Below are 17,413 nucleotides of genomic sequence, written 5' to 3'. Positions count from 1 at the left end.
GGCCAGCAGCTGGTCCAGCAGCCGGTCGTCCAGCAGTTCCCGGATCGGGCGGCGCGTGCTGTCCTGCTCGGGCCCACTCACCTCCGTCACGGTAGCCGAAAGATCACTTACGGTAGTTGAAGTGGTGTCGTCGACACGGTCGATCACGGACATGACGTGTGGTTCTCCCCCCGAAGAACGTGGGCGCTTCACCCACTGATCACTTGCTCCCCAGCAAGATCACTTTCCACACCTGAGGGAATACCCCCGACATGGCGTGGCTCGACGATCTCGAGCCTGGGTCCTGCCGATGATGTAACTGCCGGCCGTCAGCCCACGTCGAAACTGAGCCTGATTTCGTGTTCGTACACATGGTCGTAGATGATGACGTTGGTGATGCTCGGTGAATTCCGCGTGAGAATCGAGAGGTCGCGAGAAGGGAAAGTGTTGGGCTCTTCCACAGGGGGTTCGAGGGTCACGGACTTTACGTCGGGCCGCGACCGGAACCAGTTGGTGACGGCGGTGACCTGGCTCTCCAGGTTGCACTTGTCGTCAGCGGATGTGTACTTGCACAGGGTCGACGCAACCTCCACTGTTGTGTCACTGTAAGCCCTTGTGAGCTTGGTTGAATAACCTGGGATCGTCCCCATATCGGCGATGGCGCTCATGTTCGCTTCGTAGCGTTGGTTCTCCCGCCTCTCCTGGAAAGCCTTCACCGACCACACGGTCGTGCCGATGAGCGCCAGGGCGGTGGCGACCGCCACGAGAGCGATGACGACCTTCTTGCGCGTGCGGGTGGGACGTTGGGGTGGCTGCGGAACGGGCGGTTGCGTCGGCGGCTCAAGGAGGGTCGGTTGTGCGGGCGGCTGGCCTTGGGTGAGCCAGGTCAGCTGGCTGTGAAGGTGATCGAGGGTCGGGCGGTGGGAGGGATCCCGGTGCAGCAGCGTCCTGAGGATGGGTTCGAGGGAACCGGCGTGTGCTGATGGGATGGGGTCCTGGGTGGCGATGGCGATGAAGATGGCTCCGGTGCTGGCGCCCTCGAACGGGGGATGTCCCTCCACGGCGGTGTAGAGCGTGGCGCCCAGTGACCATAGGTCGGCGGCGGCCGTGACCTCCTGGCCGCGGACCTGCTCGGGCGACATGTACGCGGGAGTACCCAGAACGGCGCCCGTACCGGTCAGGGTCGCATCGCCTTCGACGGCCGCGATACCGAAGTCGGTCAGGACGACACGGTCGTCCTCCAGCAGAACGTTGGCGGGCTTGATGTCGCGATGAGTGATGCCCGCCCGGTGAGCCGCGCGCAGAGCGTCCAGCAGGTGCAACCCGATCTGCGCGACCCGGACGGGCGGCAGCCGTCCCTCGGCCTTCAGAAGGTCGTCCAAGGAACGACCCCTGACGAGTTCCATGACGATCCAGGGGCGGCCGTCGTCACCGGTCACGCGGTCGTGCACAGTGACGATCCCGGGGTGCCTCAGCCTGGCCGCGGCGCGTGCCTCCCGGTCCAGCCGGGCGATCAAGGTCTGCCGTGCGGCATCGTCCAAATGCTCGGGCAGGCGCAGTTCCTTGACCGCCACTTCACGGTCTAGTTGCTCGTCGTGGGCTCGCCAGACCGCTCCCATGCCACCCCGGCCGAGCAGCGAGACCAGCCGGTACCGGCCCGCCAGCACCTGCCCGTCCGCGTCCGCCGACTGTCGCGAGCCATCCTGCCTCAGCGGTTCCAACGGCCATACCTCTCACAGGAACACACGTGTCTGAACGGACAGTTCGAGATCATCTCAAACGCCGCTCGCCTGTGGCGAGAGAACGGCTGCGGCGGTACCGGCCCCCTTCGTCTTAGCGGGTGGGCGGTCCCCGGTCAGGAGCAGGATCGCCGCCAGCGGCACCACGAACGCCCATGGACGACCGGTGAACGCGTGCGGATTCTGGGCGTTCATGAACAGGCCGAAGGCCCATCGCCGCCAGTACCAGCCCTCGGGTCCGGGCGGCGTGATGTCCAGGAAGGTGGCGTCGAAACTGGTGAGCACCCACGTGGTGAGAACCGCGATCAGCATCATCGCGGTCTCGGCCGCACCGCGCCAAGACGGGGCGCTGTGCGGGTGCTCGGCGAGCTGCCCGACGGCGAAGACGAAGACCAGGTCGAAGAACAACTCCAGCGGGGACACCGCCCGGCGCGGGGCGGCGTCCGACGCCGCGCGCACGTCGGAGGTGCGCAACGGCCAGCTAATGACAGCCCTCAGCCGGCTGCCGCCGAAATCCGGGTCGATTCTCTTCGCGGGCCTTTCTGTTGGCCTCAGTGAGTGCTCGCGACGAAGCGGTCAAGACGGGTATGGGCCCCACGCGGGACGGCCCGAGGTGGACGGCTTGCGGCCCAGCTTGCCGGCCCGTACCTGCACGGCGAGGCTGTCGAGGATGACGCGGCTGCTCATCAGGCATGTCGTCTCCGCCCAGTCGTAGGGCGGTGAACACTCGACGATCTCGATGCCCGCCAGACCGGGTTCGGAGACCAGCCGGACCAGGTTGAGCGCCTCGCGGGGCAGCAGGCCGCCGGGCTCCGGCCAGCCGGTGCCGGGCACGAACCCGGCATCGATCACGTCGATGTCGAAGGAGAGGTAGACGGCCTCGGCGTCCTTCCAGGCGATCTCCAGGGCCGTCTCGGCGACCTTCTCCACACCGACGCGCTCGACGTCGCCCACCGTGATGATCGTGGTGCCCCGCTCGCGGCCCACCTTGACGCCGGCGCGCGGTGACTGCCAGCCGCCGATCCCGATCTGGACGAGGTTGGTGGCCGGGGCGTTCTTGATGTTGGTGGCGTGGAACCAGGGGGTGGTGTGCATGCGCTCGTCGAGGTCGGTCTCCTGGGTGTCCACGTGCCGGTCGAAGTGGATGATGCCGACGTTGCCGTCCATGTGCGGCGTCAGGCCGCGGATGGTGGGGAAGCCGATCGAGTGATCTCCTCCCAGGACGACCGGGAAGGCGCCCTGCGACACCACGTGCGACATCGCCTGGCTGATCTGGTCGAAGGACTTCTCCAGATTGCCCGGGATGGTGAACACGTCACCGATGTCGACCATGTTGAGCTGCTCGCGCAGGTCCACGCCCAGTTCGTAGCTGTAGGTGCCGAACAGGCCGGTGCAGCGGCGGATGCCCTGCGGACCGAACCGGGTGCCCGGCCGGTAGGTCGCGCCGGCGTCCAGCGGCACGCCGAACACGGCCACCTCGGCATCGCCCACGGCGTGGACGTCGTCGACGTAGGGGCATTTCAGGAAGGTTCCGGTCTCGCCGGCGAAATGCGGGAGCTCGCCTCTGGCGAAGGTCGAGATGGTCCGGTCCTTGATCGTGGGGGCGCCCTCCAACCCGTGGGCCAGGCGCCGTTCGATCTCCTCCTGGCTCCTGCGCGTGGGCAACTCGCCCTCGACCCTCTGGGCCCACGCGCCTTCCCTGTCGGTCTGCTCGGCCACGGCATCTCCTCTGCGAGTCAAGGGGGAGGAGACGGGCTGGTACCCCGACAGCAGCAGGTCACACGGGGACCGAGGTCGAGCCCCTGTGGACGCAGAGGAGTTGGTCCTGCGGGGGTGCAAAGGGGCGGTAGCGGCTGTGTCGGGTCCTGCCGGTGAGCCGTTGCTCCAGGCGGTCATGACCGCTGTGACGTCGGGCCAGGGCCGGTGGGCGCGTCGTCCGGTAGGCGGTGACGTGGGCGATGCGGGTGGCTTCTTGGCCCGTGGGTCGTAGGCTGCCGGGGTGATGGTCAGGGCTTCCAGATGCCGATGCGGTCGGTACGTCGGCGTTGCTGGGCCGCAGTGGGGATGTCGAGTCCCTGGCCGCGTGCGGTGAGGCGGTCGGCGACCGTGGTGCGGTGCTCGACGCTCTTGTGGTCGTCGTACTTGAACTTGGCCCGGACCTGGACGACCTCCAGCCGGAGGCCGCGGATGCCGGACAGCATCCGTCCGTAAGGAGGTTGTCCCGGGGCGACGTCGGCATGGTCGCCGTCGGGTTGGAAGTGGGCGAGCTGCCGGGTCAGCAGGTCGGCCTTGGCGTGCGGGTCGTCGATGATGTGGGCCCGGCAGGTGAACTGGACGGCGGCGTAGTAACTGGTCGGTACACCGTCCTCGGGCGGAACGTCGGGGGCGGCGCGCCAGGTACCGGGGACGAAGGCATAGTCCCCGATGACCGTGAACGCGACGTTAGGGTCGTGCTCGATCGCCTTCCAGACCGGGTTCGGGCGCCCGAGATGGATCAGCAGGTCACTTCCGTCCACGCTGAAGTGGGTGGGGACGACGACGGGCGGCTGTCCCGGCAGGCCGTTGACGGCGAGCTGGCCGAAGTCGTGGCCGTCGGCGATCCATGCCTGCCACTCGGCGTCGTCCAGGCTCGCGTCCCAGGGCTGGATGAACAAGTGAGTTCCCCTTTGCTGATCGGCAACGATGAGAAACAGGAGTCGGGGCGGGGGAGGGCCGGCAGGCTGACCGCGACGGCGGCGGTGCCCACGCCGACGATCTGGCCGCTGCCGAAGGGGTGGAGTGGTGCAACACCCCTGCCTGCACGAAGCCAACCACTACCGGCAACGCTCAACCAGCAGGTCACAGTCACAATCTAGAGTCTCCGCGGAACCGGGGCGGTTCACAGATTCGCCCGGATGTGTCACAGGCGGAAGGGGCTGCGCTGTCATACCTTGCGACCGGACGGCCGAGGGCCCGCGGTGAGCGAAAAGGAAGATCGTCGTGGCCGGGGTCGCAGCGGCCGTCTGAATGAAGAACCAAGAGCGGGAGTGTCATGCTTTACGGGCAGGAGCACGTCAGGCGCTACCAGGAAACGGGCGGAGCCGAGGGGCACGCTTGGCAGGGCACCACGGTCCTGCTGCTCACCACCACCGGACGGCGGAGCGGCAAGCCGTACACGACTCCGCTGATCTACCAGGAGGACCATGGCAACCCTGTCGTGGTGGCGTCCAAGAGCGGCGACCCCGCCGACCCCGACTGGTTCCTCAATCTGAGAGCGAACCCCGAAGTCCAGGTGCAGGTCCGCGACGACAAGTTCACCGCCCGCGCCCGTGTCGCGACGCCGGAGGAGAAGCCGCCGCTCTGGAAGAAGATGACCGCGACCTGGCCGGACTACGACGAGTACCAGTCCAAGACCGACCGCGAAATCCCGGTGGTCATTCTCGAACGCGTCTGACGCAACTATCGGTGCCGAAAACTGCGTCACCGGCTTGACGTTCGATGTAGCGGGGTTCCGTGGCCCGGTCACCCTTGAGGGGACGGGACCGCCGGCCACCGGAGACGCCGTCAGGGTCACCTCGACAGGTGGGCAGTGCGCCACCGCCGACGAGCCCGCCGAGATCCTCGTGCGGGAGATGCACGCGACCCGCACCCGACCATGATCGAGGGCATCCCTACTGGTAAGCCCCGTGATCGGGTACTCACAAGCAATGCAAGGAGACAACGTGACGATACTGGTGCTTGGTCCGACCGGCGGGCAAGGCGGTGCGGTGGTGGCCGCGCTGTTGGAACGCGGCGTCCCGGTGCGAGGGCTGGTCCGCGACCCGGCTCGGCTCTCCGCGCATACGCTGACGGAGCGGGGTGTCGAGGTGGTCCGGGGCTCGTGGTACGACGTGGACTCACTGGCCGCCGCCATGACCGGGACCGACGGTGTGTTCGCCCTGACCACCCCGTTCGAGTCCGGTCCGGCGGCCGAGGTGCAGCAGGGGCGGGCGATCCTGGAGGCCGCCGCCAGGGCTCAGGTCCCGCATCTGGTGTTCAGCTCCGTGGCGAGCGCCGACCAGCGGTCGGGGGTGCCCCACTTCGACAGCAAGGCCCGCGTCGAGGCGCAACTCCCGGGCTCCGGCGTCCCGTACACGATCCTCGGCCCCACCTACTTCTTCGACAACATGATGGGCGACGCCGGCAGCGTCCGGCAGGGCATCCTCAGGCTGCCGATCCCCTCCGACCGTCCCTTGCAGCAGACAGCCCGTGACGACTTGGGCGCCTTTGCGGCGGAGGTGCTGCTGAATCCCGACTCTTACAAGGGGCAGCGGATCGAGCTGGCCAGCGACCGTCCCACACCCGCCGAGATGGCCGCCGACCTGGGTGAAGCGCTGGGACGCCCGGTCCACCACGAGCAGACACCGCTCGCGGCCATCACCAACCCGGACATGCACGCTATGTGGGACTTCTTCAACGGTCCCGGCTACCAGGTCGATATCCCCGCGCTCCATGAGGCGCATCCCGAGATCCCTTGGACGTCCTTCGCGGACTGGACGCGCCAGACCTTCCTTCGATAACCGATCACGATGACTAAGCCGCAGGACGGCGGTCGACCGGCGCCCGGGCTGGTGTCGCGAGGTATGCCAAGTCTCGTGAAGACCCAGTGCAGGTGGAACTCGACCGTGTGGGTGCTCAGGCACAGGCGGCCGCCGCCTCGATCCCGGATGCACTCTCCCGCGGGCCGATGCGCCCCAGGTGCGCTACCTCCATCTCATGGCGACGGACTAGGACCCCGGCTCGAACGATTACGCTGAATCGGCGAGCTTGGGGGTGCGACCTGGATGGGCGACGGGCACGCGCCTGGACGTTCCGAGCAGGAGGACAGGCTCGGAGCCGAATGGGAGGAGCACCGGCCCGCGGTTTTCGGGGTGGCCTACCGGCTGCTGGGTGGTGTGGCCGATGCCGAGGACGTCACCCAGGACGTGTGGCTGCGGGCGGCCGGGACTGATCTGCGGAACATCGTTGATCTCAGGTCCTGGCTGGTGACGGTGGCCGCACGGCGGTCGTACGACATCCTCAAGAGCGCCCGTTTCCGCCGGGAGGACTATGTCGGGCCGTGGCTGCCGGAGCCGTTGCTGACGGGGCCGGACGCGTCCGAGCGGGTCCTCGTCGATGAGTCCATCAGTTCCGCGATGCTCCTGGTGATGGAGGAGTTGAGCCCGCCGGAGCGGGTGGCCTTCGTCCTGCACGATGTCTTCGGTCTGGAGTTCGGCCGGATCGCCGAAGTGCTCGACGTCTCCGTGCCAGGTGCTCGGCAACACGCTTCACGGGCGCGTCGGCGGGTGGCCAAGGCGAAGGGGGCTTCGCCGCAGGCGTCCAAGGCGGAGCGCGAACGTGTGCTGGCGGCCTTCCGTGCCGCCTACGAGGCCGGGGACCTGGCCGGCCTGGTCAGGCTGCTACACCCGGACGCCGTCTACGTCACCGATGGCGGCGGCAAGGCCGCTGCGGCGCGCAAGGCCATCCATGGTGGTGAGCGCGTGGCCGAGGTTATGGTGCGCGTGGGCCGCCAATGGCGGACGGACCGCATCGACATGGTCGAGGTCGGCGGCGAACTCTCCCTGGTGTTCTACCGGGAGGGCCGTGTCTACTCCGTGGACACGCTGCAGATCACCGACGGTCTGATCAGCGCGTACCGCAGGGTCATCAACCCGGACAAACTTTCTCGCCTCTGAGCTGTCACACCCCTAGGGGCTAACTCGTCTCCCTGATGAGAACCACGAAACGGGGGACGAGGAACGCTCGTGAGCAGACGCCATTGATCAGGCCGGACGGCACACGTCCAACTTCTGCGTTTCCTCCGACGATGAGCCGCGATGAGCCCGAAGCGAATGGGCCCCGCGCTCCAGCGCCCCTTGCCGGAAAGGACCTTTATGCGAGCCCCAGATATTGGAATGCGTGTCGTCGGTGGCCTGTCGGCCGTCGCCGCGCTGACCGCTGCCGCGGCCTGCTCCAGCTCCGACCCGCCCGCCCACGCCATGACGCCGACTGCGGCCGTGGCATCGGAGCATCCCGCCGAAACCCTCAAGCCACTGATCCAGCAGAACCTCCCGGATGTGAAGGGCAAGACGTTCACCTCGGCGATCGTCGCCTTGCCGCCCAGCGCACGTGCGAAACCGCACCGGCATGGCAAGGCGTTCGTCTACGCCTACGTCCTGGAAGGCACCGTACGCAGCCAACTCGGCGGCGAGTCCGTGCGGACCTACCGGCAGGGCGAGAACTGGGTGGAGCAGCCAGGCGCCCAACATGTCCTCACCGAGAACACGAGCCGGACCGAACCGGCCAAGCTCCTGGTCGTCTTCGTCTCCAACACCGGAGACAAGCTCAAAGTCGACGACCCGGGCTCTTAGCCCGCCTTGTGCAGCGGGCGTCAAAGGTGCCCGCACGATTTCACTATCCCTACCCGATTATCGAGCACCGCTCCTTAAAACGCGCCCGGAATGAACGGCGCGCTACCCGTCCGAACCCCGGAGGAACCTTGACCGCCACCACCCACCGCCTGTACCTCGACAAGCAGCACCCGAGCGCCTACAAGGCCCTCGTCGCATTGTCGACCGAAGTTCAAAGGATCGCCACCGCGGCGGGCCTTGACCCCCTCCTGATCGAACTGTTGAAGATCCGCATCTCCCAGATCAACGGCTGCGCGTTCTGCCTGCGCTTGCACACCCGTGACGCCCTCAAGAAGGGCGAGAACCCCGACCGGATCGCCGTGCTGCCCGGCTGGGAGGAGACCGGCTACTTCTCCGACCTGGACCGCGCCGCCCTCCGCTTGAGTGAAGCGGTCACGCGCGTCTCGGACGGGCATGTCAGCGACGAGGACTACGACGCCGCCGCAGCCATCCTCTCCCCGGATCAGGTCTCGGCGGTCATCTGGCTGACGACGGTGATGAACGCCTTCAACCGCATAGCGATATCCAGCCGGTACCCCGTCAAGGACTGACCCCGTCTCCGATTTCACCGGACTGCGGGGGTGCAGTCCGGTGAAATCGGGCGGACACCCGATCCACGGAGAGCACGGTGTGAGCGAGATCGTGACGGCCGCGGACGATCCGAGAGGGGCGGCCGACAGCGCGGGCGCGGTGGGCGCGGGAATCCCGCTCGCGGGGGCGCGCTGTCGGCACTATCCCACTGTCGGACGAGGGACGACTGTGGGCGCGAATCGCGAGGCGGCCCGCATCGGGATGCTGAGTCGGTCACGACGTTCGCGCTGGCCTGCGAACTGCCAGAGCTCAAACTGGCAAACGTATCGGGTTGAAATCGGCGAGAGACATGTCGTGAACAGAATCGCATTCGCCTGACCAAATTGAATGGGGCATGTGGGGTTCGCTCCCATGGCCCGAGAATAAGAGAGATGAAAGGGCTGGGATTTGCAAAGCGCCGTTGTGGGGCCGACGGGATCGGGAAGCGAAGCAGGGGGAGAGGGGATGAGGCGCGCGAGGATTGTAATCGTCGGGGCGGGGTTCGCCGGCTTTGCCGCCGCTCGTAAGCTGGCGCGGCTCGCCCGGGGCCGGGCGGAGATCACGTTGCTCAACCCGACCGATTACTTCTTGTACATGCCGTTGCTGCCGGAAGTGGCGGCGGGACTGATCGACCCGCGCCGGGTGGCGGTGTCGCTCCCCGCGGCACTGCCCGGGGTGCGGACGATTCTGGGTGAGGCGCAGCGAATCGACGCCGAGACCCGGAAGGTGCACTACACCGGTCCGGAGGACGGGAACGGCGAAATCGGCTACGACCGGCTCGTCCTGGCCGTCGGGAGCGTGAACAAGCTGCTGCCGATCCCGGGCGTGGCCGAACATGCGCACGGTTTCCGAGGCATCCCCGAGGCGCTCTACCTCCGAGACCACGTCGTCAGGCAGATCGAGCTGGCCGACGCCGCCGACGATCCGGCCGAGCGCGAGGCGCGCTGCACGTTCATCGTCGTCGGCGCCGGTTACACCGGGGTCGAGGTGGCCGCGCAGGGGGTGCTGCTCACCCGGTCCCTGATGCGAAACCACCCGCGCTTGCGCGGCATCACCCCGCGCTGGCTTCTGCTGGACGTGGCCGACCGTGTGCTGCCCGAGCTGGGCGAGCGGCTCTCACATGCGGCGGATCGTGTACTGCGCGGGCGCGGCGTCGAGGTCCGGACGGGCATGTCCGTCAAGGAGGCGACCTCGGACGGTGCATGGCTCACCGACGGCGTTTTCGTGCCGAGCAGGTCGCTCGTCTGGTGCGTGGGAGTACGGCCCGACCCCGTGGTGAAGGGCCTCGGCCTGGAGACCATGAAGGGACGGCTGGTGGTGAACGAATATCTCCACGTGCCGGACCACCCGGAGATCTACGCTTGCGGTGACGCGGCCGCGGTACCGGATCCGAACCGTCCCGGCGAGGTGACGCCGATGACCGCGCAGCACGCTCAGCGGCAGGGCACGCGAGTGGCGCGCAACATCGCGGCCTCCTACGGCGTCGGTGAAATGCGCCCCTACCGACACCGTGATCTGGGGTTCGTGGTCGACCTGGGTGGGACGCAGGCGGCGGCCGACCCGTTGGGGGTGCCGCTGTCGGGCCTGCCCGCCAAGGTGGTCACCCGCGGCTACCACCTGCTGTCACTGCCCAGGAACCGCTCGCGGATCGCCATGGACTGGCTCCAGAACGCGATCCTGCACCGCCAGACCGTCCAACTGGGCCTGGTGCGATCCCCGATCGTGCCGCTGGACACCGCCGCCCCGGAGCTCCCGACGATCCCGCATTGACGCTGCGCTTGAGGACATGTGTCACCCGGCTAGGTGAGAGTCTCTGGCTTGCCTAGCCGGGTGACGCTTTTGGCTGATCGTCAGGTTGAGCGAGATTCGAGTTCCCTGTGACGGTGGCCAGATGAACAGATTGTGGTGACGTCAGAGGCAGATCTCCTCGTCGCGATCGGCGACCGCGTCGACGGCCAGGTACAGCAGGGATGTCAGATGTGGTTCGAGTTCGTCGGCGGGGATGGCGCCGACGAGGGCGGAAAGCCCGAGCCGGTCGCGGGCCGCCACGGCGGCGAGCACCCGCGCGGCCCAGCGCGCCGGAGTCGGCACCTGCTCGATGTCGCGGCGTACGCCGATGTCCGGTGGGCGCTCGTGCAGAATCGTCCTGCACCAGACGGTGACGAGGCGTTCCACCGCGGCGGGGCCGCGGAGGACGGCGCGGGCGGTCAGCGCGCGGCTCCGGCGATGCTCGCCGTAGACGGCGGCCGTCAGCGCCTGCCCGGCCAACAGCCCGGCGTGCCAGTGGAGGGCGAGTTCGGCCGCCCTGTGCCGGATCGGCATGGCCGCCTCCCGGGGTCAGTCGCAGAGCGTGGGGCGGGGACGGGTCAGGCCGTCGGTGCAGTCTTCGGGGACGAAGCCGGCCTCCTCCGTCCGGACCTGCGGCCGCCAGGTGTGGACGGCCTTGCCCGCGCCGTCGTAACCGGTCACGGTCTTGACGCGGATCGTGGGCGAGGACATCGCGCCCGCCGACATCGGGCCGGTCGCCCCGTGGTCCGGCATCATCCGGGTCGGGGTCTGGGCGATGAAGAAGCCGTCCTGGACGGCGACCCGCGCGGTGCGGCCGCCGTCCCAGGCCACGGCGACGCGGGTCACGCCGGGCTTGGCGCGGCCGACGACCACGGCGTGCAGTTCGTCCCACTTCAGGGCCTGCACCTGCCGGATACCGTCCACGCGGAGCGGCGCGTCGAAGCCGAAGAGGCGGCCGTCCGTCCTGCCGGGCCAGGCGTGCACCTGCGGCGGTTCGGTGTTGTCGCCTCCGCCGGTCACGCAGAGGACGTAGCCGCGGGTGCCGCCGATCTCCACGAGCAGCCCGCCCGGCACCCGCTGCCGCGTCAGCACCCGGAAGTCCGACACGCGCCCGTCGCGCAGGCAGGCGCGGGTGATCGCCCGCTCCTCGGGGGTGTCGTCCGGCAGCGCGTCCGCGATCCGGGACGGCTCGGCCGTGGGGCCGAGAACGCCGGTCTCCGGGCGGTCGCCACCCGCGACGACCACGACGGGGACGACGGCCGCCAGGGCGAGCGCCGCCGCACCGGCGGCCTTCCTGGTCCGGCGGCGGGCGGCGGTGCGCAGAGCGCGGTCGGTGAGGTCGTCGGCGGGCTCGGCGCGATCGGCGAGCGCGGTGAGGGCGTCCCTGAGCATCTGGTCGGTCATGGTCGGCTCCCGGTCGGAGTGAGGTGGACGGCCAGGTCGGGGGCGAGTTCCCGGAGCCGGGCGATCGCGCGGTGCGTCTGGCTGCGGACGGTGCCGACCGAGCAGCCCATGATCGCGGCGACCTCGCGTTCGGGCAGGTCCTCGTAGTAGCGCAGGACCAGCACGGCCCGCTTGCGCGGTGGCAGGGCCAGCAGCGCGCGTTCCAGCGCCAGCCGCAGGTCGACGTCCGGGCCGGCGGATGGCAAGTCCGGAGGCTCCGCGACGACCGACTCGCGGCGCCGTCGGCGCCACCGGTTGACCTGCTCGTTGTACATGGCGCGGCGGACGTAGCCCTCCGGGTTGTCGCGCACGCGGCCCCACCGCGCGGCCGTCTTCGCCAGGGCGTTCTGCAATAGGTCCTCGGCGGCGTGCTGATCCCCGGCCAGCACGTACGCCGTCCGGATGAGGCTGCCGGACCGTGCCGCGACGAATGCGGCGAAGCTCTCGCGGGCCTCTCGGTTCAACGGGCCTCCTCTGTGGTGTCACCCACTCAGACCCACGAAGGCCCCGCGGCTATGCCTCCAACACAGATCTTTTCTAGCGCGGGCCCGACCGTCCGTACCAACTGCCGCCAGCCATCAACCACAAGTTCCCGGGGAGATGACCTGATCCTGCGAGAGCGCGACGGTAACTGCGATGGCAGCACCACGCAAAGCCCCTCAGGAACTCGGAAAGCCGCCTCCACCGATCACTGGACCAGACCAGATCGCCCACCTGAACGTCCGAAGAACACAATGTCCGGACGGAACCCTCAACGAGCACGATCATGCCGCTTGACCTGAACGGACGAGGCTTGCGGCAGCGACCGCGCTCGACCGGGGGCGGTGTGCCGGCTGGACGCGCTACAGATCGGTGTGCGGCTGCCGGCGATGAGTCTGCGGCTCGTGGTCGGCGGCTTGGCCGCGGCCCCTGCGGACTTGCTTCCGCGGCTTCCGTTTCGAGTACCGTCCGTCGTCGGCAAGGCGGAGCGGACCGGGGGCCGGCGGGTTCAGGGTAGGTTTCGTGCCGCCCGTTCGTTGCGGTCGTGCTGGAGTTCAGCGTTGATGCGCTGGGCTTCGGCGAGTTGGTCTTCGAGGATGATGATGCGGCAGGCGGCGTCCAGCGGGGTGCCCTGGTCGATCAGGTCGCGGGCGCGTTGCGCCAGCCGCAGCTGGTAGCGGGAGTAGCGGCGGTGTCCGCCGGCTGAGCGCTGCGGGACGATGAGGCGGGCGTTGTCGAGGCTGCGCAGGAACGCCGGAGTGACGTCCAGCATCTCGGCGGCGCGGCCCATGCTGTAGGCCGGGTAGTCCTCGTCGTCGAGCTTGCCTTCGAGCCCGCCGGAATCCTCGGCGGCGTGCGCGTGATGCCGATCCTGCTGGTCGCCGGCCCGGGCCGGCTGGGATGCCTTCACTAAACCTTCCGTACTGCCTTGGGCCGGCAGCGACGACAGGGGCCCCGGCGCCAGAATGCGCGCCGGGGCCCAGAGGTACAACACCATCTACCGGCTCTGACGGGCCGGTCTTCCGTGTCAGCCGCCCAGACGGGGGCGGGGACGCGGGGATCGCGTATGCGTGACCGTAGACCACCGTCCAATCTGTGGGGCTGCGGTACCCGCGCGGCGTGACTGGAGCCTGCGTCGGGCGATCCCGATGGCGTCGAACCCTCCTTTCTTTGACATCACTACCGGTACTGCGTGGTTGCTCGCGTACCGCGTCGTACGGCACGCCGTTCCCGGTGACCTGTCGGCCGCCGGCTGCCGGAGCCCCTTCCACTGCGTTGGCCCCGGCACGCCCGGCCGGTGTCTTCCGTACCTTCCGGCAGTTCGTCCTCTGCCGGTCCTCTTGGACTCGTCTCTCTTCGATGACAGGAACACTACCCGCCGTCCGGTCGAAAATCTACCTTGGCCGCTACAGAGTTTCGTAGATCACACTTCCGGGTTCTCTGCTCCAGTCGCGAGCGCTTCGGCCGCGTGGGGGAGCGGGCCGCAAGGTGTGAGTGAGGCGGAGATGGTGCGGAGGGCCGCGTCCCGGCGGGCGGACACTCGGGGACGGTCGAGGATCCGGCGAACGCGCCACGGCGTGGGCGGTGGTGGACGTCCAGGGTGAGGTGGACGCCTTCACCGTCGGTGCGCTGCACGAGCAGGCGGTGCCGGCGGCGATGACGCTAAGGCGGCCGCGGGCCGTCTCGGAGCTGAACCGGGTGGCCGTTGGTCTGGACGAGCACATCGGCGTCAGCCCGGCTGCGCGTCATGGCCTCGGGCTCCTCGCTCACTGGACCGGGGAAGATAACCGTGGCGTTGACCGTGGGAAGTGCCCAACTTCCGCAGCCAAGACTGGCACACAGTGCATAGCGGCGGCGGTCCCGCTCGCGGCAGAATTACCTTGATGCCGAGATACTTGGCGCCGTCAGCTCGTCCATGTCCGGACTGGCGGGCAGGCACCCCGGCAACCCGGCGCGATGCCCCGTACTGCGCGTTCACGGCGCTGATGCGGGAGAGATACGAGGTGGTTGTCATGATCGTTGGAATTCTCAAGGAGGATTCGCCCGGCGAGCGGCGGGTGGCGGTGACGCCGGACACCGTCACCCGGCTGCAGAAGCTCGGGTACGCGGTGATCGTCGAGTCCGGCGCCGGAGCCGGCGCGGGCTTCCCCGATGACCGGTATGAGGCCGCGGGCGCCGCCATCGGAGACGCGCAGGCCGCGGACGTGGTGCTGGGCGTCGCCCCGCCCTCGCCCGAGCGCCTGGACGCCCTGCGACCGGGTGCCACGCTGATCGGCATGCTGAGCCCCCGGTTCAGGCCGGACCTGGTGGAGGACCTCGCCGCGCGCCCCATCACGGCACTGTCGCTGGACGCGGTGCCGCGGATCTCCCGGGCGCAGTCGTTCGACGTGCTCTCCTCGATGGCCAATATCGCCGGGTACCGCGCGGTGATCGAGGCCGCGCACGAGTTCGGGCGGTTCTTCACGGGGCAGGTGACCGCGGCGGGCAAGGTGCCGCCGGCGAAAGTGCTGGTCGCGGGGGCCGGCGTCGCCGGGCTCGCGGCGATCGGCGCGGCCGGCAGCCTGGGCGCGATCGTCAGGGCCACTGACCCGCGGCCGGAGGTCGCCGACCAGGTGCGCTCGCTCGGCGGCGACTACCTCGCCGTCGCCGAGGCCGAGCCGGACGACGCTCCGGGCACCGGCTACGCCAAGGAGATGTCGGACGACTACAACGTCCGCGCCGCCGCGCTGTACGCCGAGCAGTGCCGTGACGTCGACATCGTCGTCACCACCGCGCTCATCCCCGGCAAACCCGCGCCGAAGCTGATCACCGCGGAGATGGTGGCGACGATGCGGCCGGGTTCGGTGATCGTCGACATGGCGGCGGCCAACGGCGGCAACGTCGAGGGGACGGTCCCCGGCGAGCGGGTGGTCACCGCGAACGGCGTGATCATCCTCGGCTACACCGACCTGGCCGGACGGCTGCCCGCGCAGGCGTCCCAGATGTACGGCACCAACCTGGTCAACCTGATACAGCTGATGACCCCGCAGCGGGACGGCCAACTCGTCCTGGACTTCGACGACGTCGTGCAACGCTCGATGACCGTCGTCCGCGAGGGGGAGCTCACCTGGCCGCCGCCGCCGGTGGCGGTGTCGGCGGCACCGGCGGCCGTCCGTCCGGCACGGCAGGAGGCCGAGGCGGACGGCCCGGCCCACCCGGCCGGCAAGGCGAACCCGGTGCTGCGCCGGCTCGGCACCGCGATCGCGGCCGCCGGGGTGTTCGGCCTGATCGCGTTCTCGCCGGCGGCGCTGCAGGTGCACCTGACCGTGTTCGCGCTGGCCATCGTGATCGGCTACTACGTGATCGGGAACGTGCACCACGCACTGCACACCCCGCTGATGTCGGTGACCAACGCGATTTCCGGGATCATCGTGGTCGGAGCGCTGGTGCAGATCGGCACGGGAAGCGCGGCGATCACCGTCCTCTCACTCGCGGCGATCCTGCTCGCGAGCATCAACGTCTTCGGCGGATTCGCGGTCACCCGCCGCATGCTCGCCATGTTCATCAGGAGCTAGGCAATGACGGTCGCAACGGCGGCGACCGCGGCGTACATCGTCGCGGCGCTGTTCTTCATCCGCGCGCTGGCAGGGCTCTCACGGCACGAATCCGCGCGCCTGGGCAACACCTACGGGATGCTCGGCATGGCCGTGGCGCTCGTCGCCACCGTCGCCCTCACCGCCGACGACGGCATCGACCTCCCCGCGTTCGGGCTGCTCGTGGCCGCGGTCGCGGTCGGCGCGCTGATCGGCCTGCAGCGGGCCAGGTCGGTGGAGATGACCGCGATGCCCGAGCTCATCGCGCTGCTGCACAGCTTCGTCGGGCTGGCCGCGGTCCTGGTCGGCTGGAGCGGATACCTGCACGTCGAGCACCACCCCGGGGGGACGGAGGCGGCGGCGCTCGCCCGCGAGGGCATGCTCGGCATCCACAGCGCCGAGGTCTTCATCGGCGTCCTCATCGGCGGCGTCACCTTCACCGGCTCGGTCGTGGCCTACGGCAAGCTGTCGGGCAAGTTGAAGTCCGCGCCGCTGATGCTGCCGGGCAAGAACCTGCTCAACGTCGCGGCGCTCGTCGCGTTCTCCGCGCTCACGGTCGCCTTCGTCGTCGAGCCCCAGATGTGGCAGCTCATCGCGGTCACCGCGGTGGCGCTGCTGCTCGGCTGGCATCTGGTCGCCTCCATCGGCGGCGGCGACATGCCGGTGGTGGTCTCCATGCTGAACAGCTACTCCGGCTGGGCGGCCGCCGCGTCCGGGTTCCTGCTCGGCAACGACCTCCTGATCATCGTGGGCGCGCTGGTGGGCTCCTCGGGCGCCTACCTGTCGGCGATCATGTGCAAGGCGATGAACCGCTCGTTCCTCTCGGTCATCGCCGGCGGGTTCGGCCTCGAGGCGCCCGCCGCGTCCGGTGCCGACCAGGGCCGGCACCGGGAGATCACCGCCGCGGAGACCGCCGAAGTGCTCACCGCGGCCTCCTCGGTGATCATCATTCCCGGCTACGGCATGGCCGTCGCCCAGGCACAGGCCCCCGTCGCCGCGCTGACCGCGCGGCTGCGGGACCTCGGCGCCCAGGTCAGGTTCGGCATCCACCCGGTCGCCGGCCGGCTCCCCGGCCACATGAACGTGCTGCTCGCCGAGGCCAAGGTGCCCTACGACCTGGTGCTGGAGATGGACGAGATCAACGACGACTTCGGTGCCACCGACGTGGTCCTGGTGATCGGCGCCAACGACATCGTCAACCCCGCCGCCGAGGAGGACCCCGCTAGCCCCATCGCCGGCATGCCCGTCCTGGAGGTCTGGAACGCCCGGCAGGTCATCGTGTTCAAACGCTCCATGGCCACTGGGTACGCCGGCGTCCAGAACCCGCTCTTCTTCCGCGACAACACCCAGATGCTCTTCGGTGACGCCAGGGAACAAGTCGACGGCATCCTCCGTGCCCTCGGACACCTCACACCGGTGGCCGGCTGACCCGAGA

16 protein-coding genes are annotated in these 17,413 nt (G+C 69.0%); 8 read left to right on the top strand and 8 right to left on the bottom strand.

Annotated features, from left to right (window positions below; all coding sequences use genetic code 11):
- Window positions 1-308 precede the first annotated feature (308 nt).
- The 4 genes from ETD96_RS07140 to ETD96_RS07125 all read right to left on the bottom strand — a co-directional run bounded on the left by ETD96_RS07140 (window position 309) and on the right by ETD96_RS07125 (window position 4,372).
- Complete coding sequence (locus tag ETD96_RS07140) at window positions 309-1,700, bottom strand: serine/threonine-protein kinase (protein WP_240807335.1); 1,392 nt, start codon at window positions 1,698-1,700, stop codon at window positions 309-311.
- A 54-nt stretch (window positions 1,701-1,754) separates the two neighbouring features.
- On the bottom strand, window positions 1,755-2,192 hold the full coding sequence (locus tag ETD96_RS07135) for a low temperature requirement protein A (protein WP_205719144.1): 438 nt from the start codon (window positions 2,190-2,192) through the stop codon (window positions 1,755-1,757).
- Between the two features lie 102 nt (window positions 2,193-2,294).
- The gene (locus tag ETD96_RS07130; RefSeq protein WP_138635480.1) at window positions 2,295-3,437 is read right to left on the bottom strand and encodes an agmatinase family protein; all 1,143 of its coding nucleotides are present in this window, start codon (window positions 3,435-3,437) and stop codon (window positions 2,295-2,297) included.
- Between the two features lie 287 nt (window positions 3,438-3,724).
- Window positions 3,725-4,372, bottom strand: a complete 648-nt coding sequence (locus ETD96_RS07125) for an FMN-binding negative transcriptional regulator (protein WP_138635479.1) — start codon at window positions 4,370-4,372, stop codon at window positions 3,725-3,727.
- 377 nt (window positions 4,373-4,749) lie between these two features.
- On the opposite strand from ETD96_RS07125, the gene ETD96_RS07120 reads away from it, so the two are divergent.
- The 6 genes from ETD96_RS07120 (at window position 4,750) to ETD96_RS07090 (ending at window position 10,465) form a co-directional block, all read left to right on the top strand.
- On the top strand, window positions 4,750-5,151 hold the full coding sequence (locus ETD96_RS07120; RefSeq protein WP_138635478.1) for a nitroreductase family deazaflavin-dependent oxidoreductase: 402 nt from the start codon (window positions 4,750-4,752) through the stop codon (window positions 5,149-5,151).
- 268 nt (window positions 5,152-5,419) lie between these two features.
- Window positions 5,420-6,256 carry an NmrA/HSCARG family protein gene (locus ETD96_RS07110; RefSeq protein ID WP_240807333.1) on the top strand — a complete coding sequence of 279 codons (837 nt, stop codon included), beginning with the start codon at window positions 5,420-5,422 and terminating at the stop codon, window positions 6,254-6,256.
- A 264-nt stretch (window positions 6,257-6,520) separates the two neighbouring features.
- Window positions 6,521-7,411 carry an RNA polymerase sigma factor SigJ gene (gene sigJ, locus ETD96_RS07105; RefSeq protein WP_138635476.1) on the top strand — a complete coding sequence of 297 codons (891 nt, stop codon included), beginning with the start codon at window positions 6,521-6,523 and terminating at the stop codon, window positions 7,409-7,411.
- A 219-nt stretch (window positions 7,412-7,630) separates the two neighbouring features.
- On the top strand, window positions 7,631-8,086 hold the full coding sequence (locus tag ETD96_RS07100) for a cupin domain-containing protein (protein WP_205719143.1): 456 nt from the start codon (window positions 7,631-7,633) through the stop codon (window positions 8,084-8,086).
- A gap of 128 nt (window positions 8,087-8,214) precedes the next feature.
- Window positions 8,215-8,676, top strand: coding sequence for a carboxymuconolactone decarboxylase family protein (locus ETD96_RS07095; protein WP_138635475.1), 462 nt, complete (start codon window positions 8,215-8,217; stop codon window positions 8,674-8,676).
- A 484-nt stretch (window positions 8,677-9,160) separates the two neighbouring features.
- Window positions 9,161-10,465 carry an NAD(P)/FAD-dependent oxidoreductase gene (locus ETD96_RS07090; RefSeq protein WP_138635474.1) on the top strand — a complete coding sequence of 435 codons (1,305 nt, stop codon included), beginning with the start codon at window positions 9,161-9,163 and terminating at the stop codon, window positions 10,463-10,465.
- Window positions 10,466-10,606: 141 nt separating this feature from the next.
- On the opposite strand, the gene ETD96_RS07085 is transcribed toward ETD96_RS07090, so the two are convergent.
- The 4 genes from ETD96_RS07085 to ETD96_RS45745 all read right to left on the bottom strand — a co-directional run bounded on the left by ETD96_RS07085 (window position 10,607) and on the right by ETD96_RS45745 (window position 13,196).
- Window positions 10,607-11,017 (bottom strand): hypothetical protein, encoded by a 411-nt coding sequence (locus ETD96_RS07085; protein ID WP_138635473.1) that lies wholly within the window; start codon window positions 11,015-11,017, stop codon window positions 10,607-10,609.
- Between the two features lie 15 nt (window positions 11,018-11,032).
- Window positions 11,033-11,887, bottom strand: a complete 855-nt coding sequence (locus ETD96_RS07080) for a hypothetical protein (protein ID WP_138635472.1) — start codon at window positions 11,885-11,887, stop codon at window positions 11,033-11,035.
- Window positions 11,884-12,390, bottom strand: a complete 507-nt coding sequence (locus ETD96_RS07075; protein ID WP_138635471.1) for a SigE family RNA polymerase sigma factor — start codon at window positions 12,388-12,390, stop codon at window positions 11,884-11,886. Before ETD96_RS07075 ends, ETD96_RS07080 begins: the two co-directional genes overlap by 4 nt.
- A 524-nt stretch (window positions 12,391-12,914) precedes the next feature.
- A complete protein-coding gene (locus ETD96_RS45745) occupies window positions 12,915-13,196 on the bottom strand; it encodes a MerR family transcriptional regulator (protein WP_138635481.1) in 282 nt (93 codons plus the stop codon).
- Window positions 13,197-14,418: 1,222 nt separating this feature from the next.
- On the opposite strand from ETD96_RS45745, the gene ETD96_RS07065 reads away from it, so the two are divergent.
- Window positions 14,419-15,960, top strand: a complete 1,542-nt coding sequence (locus ETD96_RS07065; protein WP_138635470.1) for a Re/Si-specific NAD(P)(+) transhydrogenase subunit alpha — start codon at window positions 14,419-14,421, stop codon at window positions 15,958-15,960.
- 3 nt (window positions 15,961-15,963) lie between these two features.
- Window positions 15,964-17,406, top strand: coding sequence for a Re/Si-specific NAD(P)(+) transhydrogenase subunit beta (gene pntB / locus ETD96_RS07060; protein WP_138635469.1), 1,443 nt, complete (start codon window positions 15,964-15,966; stop codon window positions 17,404-17,406).
- Window positions 17,407-17,413 lie beyond the last annotated feature (7 nt).

This window comes from Actinomadura geliboluensis (genome assembly GCF_005889745.1).
In the GTDB taxonomy this organism is placed as follows: Bacteria; Actinomycetota; Actinomycetes; order Streptosporangiales; family Streptosporangiaceae; genus Spirillospora; species Spirillospora geliboluensis.
Note: the sequence above shows the minus strand (reverse complement) of the source record. Positions and strands in the feature narration are given on the sequence as shown.

Coding starts and splice junctions, on each gene's coding strand:
- sigJ (WP_138635476.1), top strand. CDS start 6,521: ATGGGCGACGGGCACGCGCCTGGACGTTCCGAGCAGGAGGACAGGCTC.
- pntB (WP_138635469.1), top strand. CDS start 15,964: ATGACGGTCGCAACGGCGGCGACCGCGGCGTACATCGTCGCGGCGCTG.
- ETD96_RS07080 (WP_138635472.1), bottom strand. CDS start 11,887: ATGACCGACCAGATGCTCAGGGACGCCCTCACCGCGCTCGCCGATCGC.
- ETD96_RS07065 (WP_138635470.1), top strand. CDS start 14,419: ATGATCGTTGGAATTCTCAAGGAGGATTCGCCCGGCGAGCGGCGGGTG.
- ETD96_RS07090 (WP_138635474.1), top strand. CDS start 9,161: ATGAGGCGCGCGAGGATTGTAATCGTCGGGGCGGGGTTCGCCGGCTTT.
- ETD96_RS07100 (WP_205719143.1), top strand. CDS start 7,631: ATGCGTGTCGTCGGTGGCCTGTCGGCCGTCGCCGCGCTGACCGCTGCC.
- ETD96_RS07120 (WP_138635478.1), top strand. CDS start 4,750: ATGCTTTACGGGCAGGAGCACGTCAGGCGCTACCAGGAAACGGGCGGA.
- ETD96_RS07085 (WP_138635473.1), bottom strand. CDS start 11,017: ATGCCGATCCGGCACAGGGCGGCCGAACTCGCCCTCCACTGGCACGCC.
- ETD96_RS45745 (WP_138635481.1), bottom strand. CDS start 13,196: ATGGGCCGCGCCGCCGAGATGCTGGACGTCACTCCGGCGTTCCTGCGC.